Origin of the sequence: Enterobacter cloacae complex sp. 2022EL-00981 (assembly GCF_028737495.1) — a bacterium.
GTDB lineage: Bacteria > Pseudomonadota > Gammaproteobacteria > Enterobacterales > Enterobacteriaceae > Enterobacter > Enterobacter cloacae.
In genome coordinates, this window is record NZ_JAQZRK010000019.1 from 79,352 (window position 1) to 93,648 (window position 14,297).

Genomic DNA, 14,297 nt, shown 5'->3' on the forward strand with positions numbered 1-14,297 from the left:
CCCAGGCTTTATTTCACCACAAAATCTGAAGCTAACGACCTGCTTCGCAAAATATTTTCCTTCTTTTACATGCCGGAAATCCGCGCATGCGCGTTTAGTCATTGCAACTGAGAATAAAAAAAACGTGCGATATCTCGCACTGAGGTGCTATTCTGCCCAAACACTGTTTAGTAAATTAAACAAAAAATCATGAACACAACACCTGAACTACATTGTGATGTACTGATCATCGGTAGCGGCGCGGCAGGACTCTCGCTGGCGCTGCGTCTGGCTGAGCATCAGAGCGTAATTGTTCTGAGTAAAGGACCGATGAGCGAAGGCTCCACATTTTATGCCCAGGGCGGAATTGCCGCCGTGTTTGATGAAACAGACAGCATTGCGTCACACGTCGAAGATACGTTGATTGCCGGAGCCGGGATCGTCGATGAACATGCTGCGGAATTTGTCGCCAGCAATGCGCGTCACTGCGTCCAGTGGCTTATTGACCAGGGTGTACTGTTTGATACTCAGGTTCAGCCAAACGGCGAAGAGAGTTACCACCTTACCCGCGAAGGCGGACACAGCCATCGCCGGATCCTGCACGCTGCAGATGCCACCGGTAAAGCGGTGGAAACCACCCTGGTCAGCAAGGCGCTCAGCCATCCTAATATTCGGGTGCTTGAGCGCAGTAATGCCGTTGACCTGATTATTTCTGACAAGATTGGCCTGCCGGGCACGCGCCGGGTGGTGGGGGCCTGGGTCTGGAATCGTAACAAAGAAAAGGTCGAAACCTGTCAGGCGAAAGCCGTGGTGCTGGCAACAGGTGGCGCCTCCAAAGTATATCAATACACCACCAACCCGGACATTGCCTCTGGTGATGGTATCGCCATGGCCTGGCGCGCCGGGTGTCGTGTTGCCAATCTTGAGTTCAACCAGTTTCACCCGACCGCGCTGTTTCATCCGCAGGCGCGCAATTTCCTGCTGACGGAAGCCCTGCGCGGTGAAGGCGCGTATCTGAAACGACCGGACGGCTCACGTTTTATGCCGGACTTTGACCCGCGAGGCGAGCTTGCGCCGCGTGATATCGTCGCCCGCGCTATCGATCACGAGATGAAACGTCTTGGCGTGGATTGCATGTATCTGGATATCAGCCACAAACCGGCTGAGTTTGTCCGTCAGCATTTCCCGATGATTTATGAAAAGCTGCTCAGCCTTGGGATTGATCTGACGCGTGACCCGGTACCGATTGTGCCAGCCGCTCACTATACCTGTGGTGGCGTCATGGTTGACGATCATGGCCGTACGGACGTGGATGGTCTGTATGCCATCGGCGAGGTGAGCTATACCGGGCTGCATGGCGCGAACCGCATGGCATCCAACTCGTTGCTGGAGTGCCTGGTTTACGGCTGGTCCGCAGCGGTGGATATAACCAAACGCATGCCGTATGCCCGCCACGCTGAGCACTTACCGGCCTGGGATGAGAGCCGCGTGGAAAACCCGGATGAGCTGGTTGTGATCCAGCATAACTGGCATGAGCTTCGGCTATTTATGTGGGACTACGTTGGCATTGTACGCACGACGAAGCGTCTTGAGCGAGCCTTACGCCGTATCACCATGCTGCAGCAGGAAATTGATGAGTATTATGCCAATTTCCGCGTTTCCAACAATCTGCTGGAGCTGCGTAACCTGGTGCAGGTTGCCGAGTTGATTGTTCGCTGCGCGATGATGCGTAAAGAAAGTCGGGGTTTACATTACACCCTGGACTATCCCGACACGCTGCCTGAATCAGGCCCGTCGATTCTCTCCCCGCAGCGTCACATAAACAGATAAAATGCCTGGGTCAGCGCAGTGTAATCTTCGGAGTAACGCTGGTCTGGCCCACGGATAACCATCCTGTCGTTAAAACATTCACCCTCTTTTGGCGAAAGCGCCAGCAAGACCCGGTGTGGTAACCGCCCTTCCGTATCCGAGATATCGGTACGCAGCCGTAAGTTCCAGCCCATCTCCCGTGCGATCTCAATAAAGGTATTGCCGGTGCTTTCGGGAAGAACCACGCAGAAGAACCCTTCCTCGGAAATTAAATTCGCCGCGCTGGTTAACAGGGCTTTATGATCGAGCGAACCGGTATAGCGAGCCTGTTCGCGCTCAGGCGTACCACACTCCACGCCGGGCGCGTAGTAGGGAGGGTTACTGACGATCAAATCGTAACGCGCCGTTTGCTCTGGTGCCCAGGCCAGTACGTCCGCGCATTCAACTTTAATTCGGGTTGCCCAGGGGGATTCGAGCGCATTTTCACTCGCCTGCCCTGCTGCCTGTGCATCCAGTTCAACCGCATCAATGGTGACATGTTCATCCGTGCGCTGAGCCAGCATTAATGCCAGCAGACCACTGCCGGTGCCAATATCCAGAATGCGCTTACCCCCTGCGACAGGCGCCCACGCTCCCAGTAGAATACCGTCTGTACCGACTTTCATGGCACAGCGATCGTGAGCAACAAAAAATTGTTTAAACGTAAAACCATCGCGGCGCAATTGCGCTTTGAGTTGAGACATGTCAGAGCAACCTTCTAAGTGAAACTGGAGTAGCATAGGGGAAAGCGAAGTGGCCGAAAAGCGATATCCATACAAACAGATGAAGATTACAGCCGTAACGTCTATAATCAGCGCCCCACACAGAGGTAGAACATGACTGTAACGACTTTTTCCGAACTTGAACTCGATGAAAGCCTGCTCAATGCACTTGAGAGCAAAGGCTTTACACGCCCGACCGCCATTCAGGCAGCGGCCATTCCGCCTGCGCTTGAGGGCCGCGATGTGCTCGGTTCTGCGCCAACCGGCACGGGGAAAACAGCAGCCTACTTGCTGCCTGTGTTGCAGCACCTGCTCGATTTTCCTCGTAAAAAATCAGGCCCGCCGCGTATTTTGATCCTGACGCCTACCCGTGAACTGGCTATGCAGGTTGCCGATCACGCACGCGAACTGGCAGCGAATACCCATCTGGATATCGCCACAATCACCGGCGGCGTTGCGTATATGAACCACGCCGAAGTGTTTAGCGAAAACCAGGATATCGTCGTTGCGACGACAGGCCGTCTGCTGCAATACATTAAAGAAGAGAACTTTGACTGCCGCGCGGTAGAAACCCTGATTCTGGACGAAGCCGACCGTATGCTGGACATGGGCTTCGCGCAGGATATCGAACACATCGCCGGTGAAACGCGCTGGCGCAACCAGACAATGCTCTTCTCTGCCACCCTCGAAGGGGACGCGATCAAAGACTTCGCAGAGCGCCTGCTGGAAGATCCGGTGGAAGTGTCGGCAACGCCTTCTACCCGTGAACGCAAGAAGATCCATCAGTGGTACTATCGCGCGGACAACCTTGAGCACAAGGTTGAATTGCTCAAGCACCTGCTGAAGCAGGAAGAGGCCACCCGCACTATCGTCTTTGTGCGTAAGCGCGAGCGTGTGCACGAGCTGGCTGAAATGCTGCGTAATGCCGGGATTAACAACTGCTACCTCGAAGGCGAGATGGCACAGATCAAACGTACCGAAGGCATTAAGCGTCTGACCGATGGCCGCGTTAACGTGCTGGTGGCAACAGATGTTGCTGCTCGCGGGATTGACATTCCGGACGTCAGCCACGTGATCAACTTCGATATGCCGCGCAGCGGTGATACCTATCTGCACCGCATCGGCCGTACCGGCCGCGCCGGGCGTAAAGGTACAGCGATCTCCCTGGTTGAAGCGCACGACCATCTGCTGCTGCAGAAAATTGGTCGCTATATCGACGAGCCGCTGAAATCCCGCGTTGTCGATGGCCTGCGCCCAACCACGCGTGCACCGAGTGAAAAAATGACGGGCAAACCGTCTAAAAAAGCACTGGCGAAACGTGCGGAGAGAAAAGAGAAAGAAAAAGAGAAGCCGCGCGTGAAGCAGCGTCATCGCGATACCAAGAATATTGGTAAACGCCGTAAGCCAAGCGGTATTGCGTCAGAAGCGAAAACTGAAGAGTAAAAAAAAAGCCGGGAAATATCCCGGCTTTTTGTTCCACCCCCGTGGCTAAAAACCTTACAGGCTTTCAGTAAAGGTACGCGCGATAACGTCGCGCTGCTGTTCCGGGGTCAGAGAGTTGAAACGCACCGCGTAGCCAGACACACGAATAGTCAGCTGTGGGTATTTTTCAGGATGCTTAACCGCATCTTCCAGCGTTTCGCGACGCAGTACGTTCACGTTCAGATGCTGACCACCTTCAACACGCACTTCTGGTTTCACTTCCATTGGGATTTCGCGGTATTCAATTTCGCCCAGCTTATTAACTGGAACGATTTCATCTTCCGCAAAACCCGCTTTTGCTACCACACAGCGTGCTTCGTTTTTCTCGCTGTCCAGCAGCCAGAAAGAGTTGAGCAGATCGTCGTTTGCAGCTTTAGTAATCTGGATACCTGTAATCATGTGTTGCCTCCCTTAGGCTACATTAACTGGTGTCGGCCTTTCGCGGCCAATTGGTAAAACCATTGTTTCTTGTGTGTATATATATCATTCACACCACGGCGATTTATTGATTTAAATCAACAAAATCACCAACCACACAAAGAGTGTGGTCTGGTTTTATTGTTTCAGATCAATTTTCCAGCCTTACCAATTCAAATCAATTTGTAATTTTTCAACCATAATTTAAGGAGTTAGGGCTAATTTCCGCATGGAATTTTGCACCGCAGGATTTAGCGGTTAAGCTAGGCGCAGAATGAGATTCGCAGGAGAGCGAGATGACGACACCGCTGACATGGCACGATGTGCTGGCAGAAGAGAAACAGCAGCCCTATTTTATCAACACTCTCAGTACCGTTGCGGCAGAGCGGCAGTCTGGCCAGACGATTTATCCGCCCCAGAAAGACGTATTTAACGCGTTTCGCTATACCGAACTGAGCGATGTCAAAGTCGTGATCCTGGGTCAGGATCCTTACCACGGCCCTGGTCAGGCTCATGGGCTGGCCTTCTCCGTGCGCCCGGGCGTGGCTATCCCCCCTTCTCTGCTGAACATGTATAAAGAGCTTGAAGGAACGATCCCGGGTTTTACCCGGCCCAATCATGGTTACCTGGAAAGCTGGGCGCGCCAGGGCGTGCTGTTACTGAATACCGTCTTAACCGTACGAGCAGGTCAGGCGCACTCTCATGCCAGCCTTGGGTGGGAAACCTTTACGGATAAAGTCATCAGCCTTATCAATGAACATCGTGAGGGGGTAGTGTTTTTACTCTGGGGATCGCATGCGCAGAAGAAAGGGGCGATTATTGACCGTCAGCGTCATCACGTGTTGAAAGCGCCACACCCGTCTCCGCTGTCAGCCCATCGTGGTTTCTTTGGCTGTAATCATTTTGTTCTGGCGAATGAGTGGCTGGAAAAACGTGGCGAAACGCCGATTGACTGGATGCCCGTGTTACCGGCAGAAAGCGAGTAGGAAATGAATGTGCCGGGCTGGCCCGGCACATAAAAAGCTTATGCTTTGTTCTGACGCCACCACTCCGCCAGCAGTACGCCGGTCGCGACGGAAACATTCAGACTTTCCACATTGCCCGTCCCGTCAATAGAGACGCTCAGATCCGCACTCGAGAGTGCCGCGTCTGACAGACCATCACGTTCCTGACCTAACACCAGCACCATCTTGCGCGGCAGCGTCGCTTTAAACAGCGGCGTACCGGCATGGCTGGAGGTCGTCACAATGGAATAGCCCGCTTTACGGAACTGCTCGATGGCATCCAGAACGCTGTCGCCGGTGATCGGCTGAACGTGCTCGGCACCGCCTTCCGCAGTACGGATCGCAGCACCGGATTCCAGCAGCGCAGCATCCTGCAGCAGTACCCCTTTAACGCCGAAGTGCGCGCAGCTGCGCATCATCGCACCCAGGTTATGCGGGTTGCCCACATCTTCCAGCGCCAGCACGCAGTCATCGGCACCGGCCTGGCTGACCCACTGTTGCACCGTTGTGCCGTTGCGTTTTTTGATCAGGAAGCAGACACCACCGTGGTGTTCGGTGCCTGACGCTTTCGTCAACTCGGCATCATCAACCACATGATAGGCTTTACGGTTTGCCGCCATCCAGCGCAGGGCTTCTTTGAAGCGAGGGGTGACGCTCTGGATAAACCATGCACGAACGATACACTCAGGACGGCTCTGGAACAGAGCCTGACAGGCGTTTTCGCCATACACGCGTGTCTCTTCCGCACGCTGACGGCGCAGCACTTCCGGATCGATAAAGCTTTTACCGCTGATGCCGCCGTGATCGGCTTTTTCAGGCGTCTCATCGCCAGGCGCGCGGGACACGGTACGCCATGGTGACGAACCCTCACGTGCAAAATCATCGCGTTTGCGATCGTCACGCTTGCGGTCATCACGTTTGCGGTCATCACCGCGGTTGTTTCTGTCATCGCGGGCGGGGCGACGGCCACCGTCTGCACGAGAGGACGCCGGACGCCCGCCACCTTTTCCGGTACGCGGATTTTGGGTGCGTTTATCAGAGTCATCATCACTGCGGACATACATCACTTTGACCTTGCCGCTTTTATTTTTCATTTCGTCGTTCATGCTTTTCTCCACCAGCGCTGCGCGAAGCGCGCAGATTACCCGATGTGCAAGCGCATAGCCATAATTTCGTACAAAAGCCTGTGACTATTGTTCTCATTGAATAAAACGCATTGTCGTTTCAAACAGGCTCATTGATAATATGTAACATATTAGAAACATTATCGGCATACTGCCGCTGTCCCATGGTTCTATCAGAGGTTAGTTATGAATACCGTATGTGCCAACTGTCAGGCTCTTAACCGCATTCCGGACGATCGGATCGAGGATGGTGCGAAATGCGGGCGTTGTGGCCATGAGTTGTTTGATGGCGATGTGATTAACGCTACAGGTGCTACGCTGGACAAACTCCTCAAGGACGATCTCCCGGTGGTTGTCGATTTCTGGGCACCATGGTGTGGCCCGTGCCGTAACTTCGCGCCAATCTTTGAAGATGTCGCCGAAGAGCGCAGCGGGAAGATGCGTTTTGTGAAGGTGAATACGGAGGCAGAACGCGAGCTCAGCGCCCGTTTTCGTATTCGTAGCATTCCGACCATCATGATTTTCAAAAATGGTGAAGTCATCGACATGCTCAACGGCGCGGTACCCAAAGCGCCTTTCGAGAGCTGGTTGAACGAGTCGCTGTAACATTCACGGGGCACATCTTGTGCCCCGTTCCCGCCTCTGCGAAAATGGGGTTTTTCCTGCCCTTTCGCCCATGACTGATAACGCTGTACTTCAATTACGCGCCGAACGCCTTGCCCGCGCGACTCGCCCTTTTCTCGCTCGTGGCAACCGCATCCGTCGCTGCCAGCGCTGCCTGCTGCCGTTAAAAGTGTGCCTGTGCGACACGCTGGTACCGGCCACGGCGGAAAGCCGTTTTTGCCTGGTCATGTTTGATACCGAACCGATGAAACCCAGCAATACGGGTCGTCTGATCGCCGATATTCTGCCTGATACGGCCGCGTTTCAGTGGTCGCGCACGGAGCCTCCTCAGGCCCTGCTCAACTTAGTGGCAAGCCCGGACTATCAGCCGATGGTCGTTTTCCCCGCCTCCTATGCAGGCGCCGACCGTCAGGTACTGTCAGGCCCACCATCCGGAAAACCACCGCTGTTTATTATGCTGGATGGCACCTGGACGGAAGCGCGGAAAATGTTCCGTAAAAGTCCTTACCTTGACGCGCTGCCGATCATTTCTGTCGACCTCTCTCGCGTATCGGCCTACCGCTTACGTGAAGCCCATGCCGAGGGACAATACTGCACCGCCGAAGTGGCGATCGCACTGCTGGATTTAGCGGGTGATACCGAGGCGGCTGGCGCGCTGGGCAGCCATTTCTCCCGTTTTCGCGAACGCTATCTGGCGGGAAAAACCGTTCATAAGGGCAGTGTCACAGCAACCGGGACAGAAAACGTTTAAAATCATCAGGTCGCTTGCATTCACAGGAGGCCTGCATGAGCCAGCGAGGGTTAGAAGCGCTACTACGTCCTAAATCCATAGCCGTCATCGGCGCATCAATGAAACCGGATCGCGCTGGCTATCTGATGATGCGCAACCTGCTGGCCGGCGGATTTAATGGCCCCGTTATGCCCGTTACACCGGCCTATAAGGCCGTTCAGGGGGTGCTTGCGTGGCCTGATGTGCAGAGCCTGCCTTTCGTACCCGATCTGGCCGTACTCTGTACAAATGCGAAACGTAACCCGGAATTGCTGGAATCGCTCGGCAAGAAAGGGTGTAAGACCTGCATTATCCTCTCATCTCCTCCTGAACAGCAGCCCGAGCTTCTGGCGTGTGCCAGCCGCTATCAAATGCGTATTCTCGGGCCGAACAGTCTGGGATTACTCGCCCCCTGGCAAGGACTGAACGCCAGCTTTTCTCCAGTGCCGATCCGTAAAGGCAAACTTGCTTTTATTTCGCAGTCGGCTGCGGTATCCAACACAATCCTTGACTGGGCGCAGCAGCGTGAGATGGGGTTCTCCTACTTCATCGCCCTGGGTGACAGCCTGGATATCGACGTGGATGAACTGCTGGATTTTCTGGCGCGTGACAGCAAAACCAGTGCGATCCTGCTTTATCTTGAACACCTCAGCGACGCCCGTCGTTTTGTGTCGGCAGCGCGCAGCGCGTCACGTAATAAACCCATCCTGGTCATCAAAAGCGGACGCAGCCCTGCAGCACAAAGCCTGCTGCATTCCCATTCCGGGATGGATCCCGCCTGGGATGCGGCTATCCAGCGCGCGGGTTTACTGCGGGTACAGGACACGCACGAACTTTTTTCCGCCGTCGAGACGTTGAGTCATATGCGTCCGTTGCGCGGAGAGAAATTAATGATCGTCAGTAACGGCGCAGCTCCGGCGGCGCTGGCGCTGGACGAACTGTGGTTACGTAATGGCAAGCTGACCACGCTCGGTGAAGAGACGCTTCAGCGCCTGAGAGAGGCTTTACCCATCAGCGTTGCCCCCGGGAACCCCCTTGATTTACGCGATGATGCCAGTAGCGATCGCTATATCAAAGCCATTTCTATTTTGCTGGATAGTCAGGATTTCGATGCGCTGATGATTATCCACTCCCCCAGCGCGGTCGCTCCTGGCAGTGAGAGCGCGCGAGCCCTCATTGAAGCAGTGCGTAACCATCCGCGTGGTAAATACGTCACTCTGCTCACCAACTGGTGCGGTGAGTTCTCCTCTCAGGAGGCACGGCGACTGTTCAGCGAAGCGGGGTTGCCAACGTACCGTACCCCGGAAGGGACTATTACCGCCTTTATGCATATGGTGGAGTACCGTCGTAACCAGAAACAGTTACGTGAAACTCCAGCATTGCCAGGCAATCTGACGGCAAATTCCGTCGACGTTCACCGGCTGTTGCAACAGGCTATCGATGAAGGTGCGACATCGCTGGACACTCACGAAGTGCAACCCATTCTTGGTAGCTATGGGATGCAGACGCTGCCCACCTGGATCGCCAGCGACAGCGCGGAAGCAGTACATATTGCCGAACAGATTGGTTATCCGGTCGCCCTTAAGCTTCGCTCACCGGATATTCCCCACAAGTCCGATGTGCAGGGGGTAATGCTGTATCTTCGAACCGCGGCTGAAGTTCAGCAAGCGGCAGATGCTATTTTCGACCGCGTAAAAATGGCCTGGCCTCAGGCCAGGATCCACGGACTGCTGGTGCAAAGCATGGCGAACCGCGCGGGCGCACAGGAACTGCGGGTGGTTGTTGAGCACGATCCGGTTTTTGGCCCGCTCATCATGCTGGGAGAAGGTGGCGTGGAATGGCGCCCTGAAGAACAAGCCGTGGTGGCCTTACCGCCGCTGAACATGAACCTTGCTCGCTATCTGATTATTCAGGCCATCAAAAGCAAAAAAATTCGTGGCCGGAGCGCCCTGCGTCCGCTCGATATTGCGGGGTTAAGCCAGTTCCTGGTGCAGGTCTCTAACCTGATAGTCGATTGCGCGGAGATCCAGCGGCTGGACATTCATCCTCTGCTCGCCTCCGGCAATGAGTTCACGGCGCTGGACGTCACCCTGGATATCGCGCCATTCGAAGGCGACAGAGAGAGCCGTCTGGCGATCCGTCCTTATCCTCTGCAACTGGAAGAGTGGGTGGAGATGAAGAACGGTGAGCGTTCGCTGTTTCGCCCCATTTTGCCGGAAGACGAACCGCAACTGCGGACGTTTATCTCTCAGGTCACGAAAGAGGATCTTTACTATCGCTACTTCAGCGAAATCAACGAATTTACCCATGATGATTTAGCCAATATGACCCAGATCGACTACGATCGAGAAATGGCCTTTGTCGCCGTTCGTCGTTCCGAAAACGGTGATGAGATCCTTGGCGTGACGCGTGCTATTTCAGATCCGGATAACGTCGACGCGGAGTTTGCCGTACTGGTGCGCTCCGATCTTAAAGGCCTGGGCCTTGGGCGGCGGCTACTGGAAAAACTCATCAGTTATACGCGCGATCACGGATTGTTACGCCTGAATGGCATTACTATGCCAAACAATCGCGGTATGGTGACCCTGGCGCGAAAACTCGGTTTTGATGTTGATATTCAGCTGGACGAGGGGATTGTTGCCCTCTCCCTCACTCTGAAATCGCCGGATAAACCCGAGTAAGCTACTGGAAATGTTACCCACTTTGGACGGGACTGGTGGTATCATTGTCCGCTTATGTTGTTTGCATGGTACAGACAACCCTTCAATGAACAGAGAAGAAACGCACTGTGATGTTGTCAAAATTTAAGCGTAATAAACATCAACAACACCTTGCTCAACTACCGAAGATTTCTCAGTCAGTTGATGATGTAGAGTTCTTTTACGCTCCCGCTCATTTTCGGGAGACGCTTCTGGAAAAGATTGCCAGCGCCACGCGACGCATTTGCATTGTGGCACTCTATCTTGAACAAGATGAAGGTGGCCGCGCGATCCTGAATGCGCTCTACGAAGCCAAGCGTCAGCGTCCTGAACTGGATGTTCGCGTGCTGGTTGACTGGCACCGCGCTCAGCGTGGCCGTATTGGCGCTGCTGCTTCAAATACAAACGCAGACTGGTATTGCCGCACGGCGCAGGAAAATCCTGGCGTTGATGTCCCTGTTTACGGGGTGCCGGTGAATACCCGTGAAGCGCTTGGCGTACTCCATTTCAAAGGGTTCATCATCGATGACAGCGTGCTTTATAGTGGCGCGAGTCTGAATGATGTTTACCTTCATCAGCTCGATAAGTATCGCTACGACCGCTACCATCTGATCCGTAATTCGCAGATGGCCGACATCATGTTTAACTGGGTGGATAAGCATCTGGTACATGGCCGTGGTGTGAATCGCCTTGACGATCCTCATCGCCCGAAAAGCCCGGAAATCAAAAACGACGTTCGCGCGTTCCGCCAGGAGCTGCGCGATGCGGTTTATCATTTCCAGGGCGATGCAAACAACGAAGAGCTGTCCGTTACACCTCTGGTGGGCTTAGGAAAATCCAGCCTACTGAACAAAACGATTTTCCATCTGATGCCGTGCGCAGAGCAGAAGCTCACTATCTGTACGCCGTACTTTAACCTTCCCGCCGTGCTGGTGCGCAATATCATTCAGCTGCTGCGCGACGGTAAAAAAGTGGAAATTATTGTCGGTGATAAAACGGCTAATGACTTTTTCATTCCTGAAGATCAACCCTTCAAAATCATCGGCGCCCTGCCCTACCTTTATGAGATTAACCTGCGTCGTTTCCTCAGTCGCTTACAGTATTACGTAAACACCGACCAGCTGGTGGTGCGTCTCTGGAAAGATGAAGATAACAGCTATCATCTCAAAGGAATGTGGGTTGATGATGAATGGATGCTGCTGACCGGCAACAACCTGAACCCTCGTGCCTGGCGTCTGGATCTGGAAAACGCAATTCTGATCCACGATCCACAACATGAGCTGGCCGCGCAGCGTGAACGTGAACTGGAACTTATTCGTACACATACGACGGTTGTTCGTCATTACCGCGAGCTACAGAGCATTGCCGATTATCCGGTGAAGGTTCGTAAGCTTATTCGCCGTTTGCGTCGCATCCGTATCGATCGTCTTATCAGCCGTATTCTGTAATATCCAGGCCCTGCCACCCGCAGGGCTTTTTTATGGAGCTGTTGATGCGTCTTCCTCTGTTAGTCACGACCCTCTGTTTAACCGGCTGTAGTCATATGGCGAACGATAGTTGGTCCGGCCAGGATAAAGCGCAACACTTCCTCGCATCCGCGATGTTATCCGCTGCCGGTAATGAGTACGCCCAGCACCAGGGATATAGCCGGGATCGTAGTGCGGCAATCGGCCTGATGTTCTCAGTCAGCCTTGGGGCATCGAAAGAATTATGGGATAGCCGCCCCTCAGGGAGCGGCTGGAGCTGGAAAGATTTTGCCTGGGATGTTGCCGGTGCCACGACCGGCTATGCCGTGTGGCAGATGGCGCATTATTAAAGACGAATACCTTTCCCTTTGCGATGCAGCATCAGGGATACGATAAAGGCCAGCGCCCCCATGATCGTCACATACCAGAAGAATGTCGTTTCGCTTCCCCATGATTTCAGGGACAGCGCAACGTACTCCGCCGAACCACCAAACAGGGCATTGGCGACCGCATAAGAAAGCCCTACTCCCAAAGCACGCACCTGTGCCGGGAACATCTCAGCCTTGAGTATCCCGCTGATCGAGGTGTAGAAACTCACAATCACCATCGCCAGCATCACCAAAGCAAATGCGGCATAAGGTGATGAGACGTGCTGAAGCGCGGTTAAAATGGGGACGGTACATAAGGCGGACATACCACCAAAAATCAACATTGATGTGCGACGGCCGATCTTATCTGAGAGCGCACCGATTAGCGGCTGTATCAGCATAAAGACGAAGAGCGCGGCGGTCATGATGACGCTGGCGACGTTGGCGTGCATTCCCGTAGTATTCACCAGATACTTTTGCATGTAGGTGGTAAAAGTATAAAAACTGAGTGAACCACCGGCGGTGAAACCGAGAACCATCAGGAAAGCTTTGCGGTTTCGCCACAGTCCTTTAAACGATCCCGCTTCCTTCAGCGCCCTGACCTCTTTTTGCGAGGTTTCGTCTAACTGACGGCGCAGCCAAAGCGCCACGATCGCCAGTGCAGCCCCCATCGCGAAAGGAATTCGCCATCCCCATTCATGAAGCTGGCTGTCGGTGAGGATCTGCTGCAGGATCACGACAACCAGAATGGCCAGCAGTTGACCGCCGATCAGCGTGACATACTGGAAAGAGGCGTAAAAACCCTTCCGACCTTCAAGTGCAATTTCACTCATGTACGTGGCGCTGGTGCCGTACTCTCCCCCAACGGAGAGTCCCTGGAATAAACGAGCCAGCAATAAAAGGGCGGGCGCCCAGGTTCCAATAGCGTCATACCCCGGCAGACAGGCGATGATAAGGGAACCAAAACACATCATGCAGACCGAGATCAGCATGGAGGTTTTACGCCCGCGACGGTCTGCGATACGGCCAAATAACCAGCCACCAATCGGTCGCATTAAGAATCCTGCTGCAAATACACCTGCCGTTTGCAGTAGCTGCGTTGTGGTGTTTCCTGACGGGAAGAAAATATGTGCGAAGTAAAGTGAACAGAATGAGTAGACGTAAAAGTCGAACCATTCAACCAGGTTACCGGATGAGGCACTAACAATTGCCCATACCCTTCTTCGGGTATCACTGGCAACCAGCGTCCCGTTCGATGTAATGCTTTCGGTCATTATGATTATACTCCTGCCATAAACAACGGCATGTTGAGCTCTGAAGGAACTCAATACCTTGTAAATTAAATGTTATTATTTTGTTATAAATAACATTGCGAGGGAGATCACAAATTTCGTTAGCAAGGTAAGTTCCGGAGAAAGCCCAGGAGGGGAATGGTGCGGTCTGGTGCCCTCTCCCGCAGGGTGAGGGAAAAACAAAAGCAAAAAACCCCGCACCTTACGGTACGGGGTTCTTCTTATTTGATGCCTGGCAGTTCCCTACTCTCACATGGGGAGACCCCACACTACCATCGGCGCTACGGCGTTTCACTTCTGAGTTCGGCATGGGGTCAGGTGGGACCACCGCGCTAAAGCCGCCAGGCAAATTCTGTTATCTGTATCAGGCTGAAAATCTGTCTCTTCGCCAAAACACCTTCGGCGTTGTAAGGTTAAGCCTCACGGTTCATTAGTATCGGTTAGCTCAACGCATCGCTGCGCTTACACACCCGACCTATCAACGTCGTCGTCTTCAACGTTCC

General features: G+C 53.8%; 12 protein-coding genes and 2 rRNA genes. 8 read left to right on the forward strand and 6 right to left on the reverse strand.

Going from position 1 to position 14,297, the window contains the following annotated elements; translation table 11 throughout:
• Positions 1–189: 189 nt before the first annotated feature.
• The gene (gene nadB, locus PUZ33_RS16555; RefSeq protein ID WP_058680645.1) at positions 190–1,809 is read left to right on the forward strand and encodes an L-aspartate oxidase; all 1,620 of its coding nucleotides are present in this window, start codon (positions 190–192) and stop codon (positions 1,807–1,809) included.
• On the opposite strand, the gene trmN is transcribed toward nadB, so the two are convergent.
• On the reverse strand, positions 1,794–2,531 hold the full coding sequence (gene trmN, locus PUZ33_RS16560; RefSeq protein ID WP_058680644.1) for a tRNA(1)(Val) (adenine(37)-N(6))-methyltransferase TrmN: 738 nt from the start codon (positions 2,529–2,531) through the stop codon (positions 1,794–1,796). The genes nadB and trmN overlap by 16 nt on opposite strands.
• A gap of 132 nt (positions 2,532–2,663) precedes the next feature.
• On the opposite strand from trmN, the gene srmB reads away from it, so the two are divergent.
• A complete protein-coding gene (srmB, locus tag PUZ33_RS16565) occupies positions 2,664–3,992 on the forward strand; it encodes an ATP-dependent RNA helicase SrmB (RefSeq protein ID WP_058680643.1) in 1,329 nt (442 codons plus the stop codon).
• A 54-nt stretch (positions 3,993–4,046) separates the two neighbouring features.
• Here the strand turns inward: srmB and grcA are convergent, their stop codons facing one another.
• Positions 4,047–4,430, reverse strand: a complete 384-nt coding sequence (grcA, locus tag PUZ33_RS16570) for an autonomous glycyl radical cofactor GrcA (RefSeq protein ID WP_013098327.1) — start codon at positions 4,428–4,430, stop codon at positions 4,047–4,049.
• Positions 4,431–4,744: 314 nt separating this feature from the next.
• Here grcA and ung point away from each other — a divergent pair, with 314 nt between their 5' ends.
• A complete protein-coding gene (ung, locus tag PUZ33_RS16575) occupies positions 4,745–5,434 on the forward strand; it encodes a uracil-DNA glycosylase (protein WP_029882221.1) in 690 nt (229 codons plus the stop codon).
• A 38-nt stretch (positions 5,435–5,472) separates the two neighbouring features.
• Here the strand turns inward: ung and PUZ33_RS16580 are convergent, their stop codons facing one another.
• A complete protein-coding gene (locus tag PUZ33_RS16580; protein ID WP_023620103.1) occupies positions 5,473–6,558 on the reverse strand; it encodes a tRNA/rRNA methyltransferase in 1,086 nt (361 codons plus the stop codon).
• 204 nt (positions 6,559–6,762) lie between these two features.
• On the opposite strand from PUZ33_RS16580, the gene trxC reads away from it, so the two are divergent.
• The 5 genes from trxC to PUZ33_RS16610 all read left to right on the forward strand — a co-directional run bounded on the left by trxC (position 6,763) and on the right by PUZ33_RS16610 (position 12,484).
• Positions 6,763–7,182, forward strand: coding sequence for a thioredoxin TrxC (trxC, locus tag PUZ33_RS16585; RefSeq protein WP_013098330.1), 420 nt, complete (start codon positions 6,763–6,765; stop codon positions 7,180–7,182).
• A 70-nt stretch (positions 7,183–7,252) separates the two neighbouring features.
• Positions 7,253–7,951: a tRNA-uridine aminocarboxypropyltransferase gene (gene tapT, locus PUZ33_RS16590; protein ID WP_058680642.1), complete on the forward strand. Its 699-nt coding sequence runs from the start codon at positions 7,253–7,255 to the stop codon at positions 7,949–7,951.
• A 35-nt stretch (positions 7,952–7,986) separates the two neighbouring features.
• Positions 7,987–10,650 (forward strand): bifunctional acetate--CoA ligase family protein/GNAT family N-acetyltransferase, encoded by a 2,664-nt coding sequence (locus PUZ33_RS16595; protein ID WP_058680641.1) that lies wholly within the window; start codon positions 7,987–7,989, stop codon positions 10,648–10,650.
• 110 nt (positions 10,651–10,760) lie between these two features.
• Positions 10,761–12,116, forward strand: coding sequence for a CDP-diacylglycerol--serine O-phosphatidyltransferase (gene pssA, locus PUZ33_RS16605; RefSeq protein WP_029882218.1), 1,356 nt, complete (start codon positions 10,761–10,763; stop codon positions 12,114–12,116).
• A gap of 44 nt (positions 12,117–12,160) precedes the next feature.
• Positions 12,161–12,484, forward strand: a complete 324-nt coding sequence (locus PUZ33_RS16610) for a YfiM family lipoprotein (protein WP_045293518.1) — start codon at positions 12,161–12,163, stop codon at positions 12,482–12,484.
• Here PUZ33_RS16610 and PUZ33_RS16615 read toward each other — a convergent pair.
• The 3 genes from PUZ33_RS16615 to PUZ33_RS16625 all read right to left on the reverse strand — a co-directional run.
• Positions 12,481–13,776 (reverse strand): MFS transporter, encoded by a 1,296-nt coding sequence (locus PUZ33_RS16615; RefSeq protein ID WP_013098335.1) that lies wholly within the window; start codon positions 13,774–13,776, stop codon positions 12,481–12,483. The genes PUZ33_RS16610 and PUZ33_RS16615 overlap by 4 nt on opposite strands.
• Before the next feature lie 248 nt (positions 13,777–14,024).
• Positions 14,025–14,140: ribosomal RNA gene (gene rrf / locus PUZ33_RS16620) — 5S ribosomal RNA — on the reverse strand.
• A 63-nt stretch (positions 14,141–14,203) separates the two neighbouring features.
• Positions 14,204–14,297, reverse strand: a 23S ribosomal RNA gene (locus PUZ33_RS16625); the annotation flags it as partial.